Annotated in this window: 2 pseudogenes; both read right to left on the reverse strand. The window is 42.1% G+C overall.

Going from position 1 to position 1367, the window contains the following annotated elements:
• Window positions 1–86 precede the first annotated feature (86 nt).
• Window positions 87–326, reverse strand: a pseudogene (locus QQK26_RS16060) (transposase); the annotation flags it as partial.
• A gap of 73 nt (window positions 327–399) precedes the next feature.
• Window positions 400–1264 (reverse strand): annotated as a pseudogene (locus QQK26_RS16560) (IS1380 family transposase).
• Between the last annotated feature and the right edge of the window lie 103 nt (window positions 1265–1367).

Genomic DNA, 1367 nt, shown 5'->3' on the forward strand with positions numbered 1-1367 from the left:
GGTACTGGAGAGGTGAACTTGAATTTTTCGCGCATGTTCCGTGACTCTCCCTGCGATATGGAACAATTGAAAGCGTATCGTGTCAATCACCGTTGCCTTTTTTCTTGAGGAAATGTCATCTGTTTCATCAAATGGATGATATTGTAAGCCAAAAAGCTCAAGGCCAAACGGGCCTTGTTTGCTAAAAAGGAATGGCTATCCGTTTTATCAGCGAAAAAGCCGGTTTTCATTTCTTTGATGAAATTTTCCATATTCCCTCGTTTTTGATAAAGCTGAAAAATCGTTTTGGGGGAAAGGTTAGCGAAATCGGTCACGACAAATTGAAATTCTGAAAAAAAGGTATCCTCCTTTTCTAGTGGCTTTTATAGCGACGGTCCGCGGTCGATCCCACGAGTTTGCTTAGTTGACCTTAAAGTACTGATGTTCTGTCTTTGTGTAATCCGTACCATTCGTATACTGGACTTGGTGTTGGGCTTGGTCAATCAGACGCGCATTATTTTTGAGTTTGATCACATAATGCGCCTTTCGTTGTTCGCATTGTTCATAGATTTCCGGTTTGGCAAAGTTGCTGTCGCCACGGACCAACAAGAGCGGGTCCTCTGAACGTTGTTGATAACGATCCAACATTTCCACCAGGTAGTCTTCGGCATGGGTCGAGGTATAAGATTTTCCATGCCGATGACGGACATCTAATGCTAACCCCGTTAAACCTTCGAAAGCGACAAACGGATGATAGCCATTGACCCCATAATGGTAAATAAATCGGCTTCTTCTTGTTGTCCATAGGTAGTACAAGAGGTCGAATCCAGATCGAGAATGAAATGTTGGCTGTTTTGATGATCCATGCCGAAATCCGCCAGTCTTTTGGCTACTTGTGATAGTTGGCCCACATTTTCTTTGGTTAAGGTATGAAGCAAGGTAGACATCATGGATTGCGAGCTGAGTCGACCTTGTTTTAATGCTTCTTGAAAAGACGGTCATATTGGAGCGTATTGGCATCTCGGTCGCGAGAATAACCAGCAATCAATTGGTAGAGCCATTGTTTCAATACGTCCAACCATTCATGTTGAACGAAACAACGAGGATCCGGGATATGAACATATTGGGCTAACAATGAGTCAAAATGAATTTGTTTTAAAAATTCAGCGACCAAGATAAGCCCCGCATCATTGGTTAAGCTTCCGCCATCGTTGGCGACCGTGATTTCTTTTTGGGCATTGAATGTGAGCGATTTTTGTTGTAAAGTGAAGACATAAGAACGCACTCCTTTTGTGTTTATTGTTGTTTTTATCGACTTTACAATAACATAGAGTGTTCTTTTTGTACACCTAGAAGGTGTGGAAACAGTTTTTTAGAAAAGGTCATGC

The organism is Arenivirga flava (genome assembly GCF_030161575.1).
In the GTDB taxonomy this organism is placed as follows: Bacteria; Actinomycetota; Actinomycetes; order Actinomycetales; family Microbacteriaceae; genus Arenivirga; species Arenivirga flava.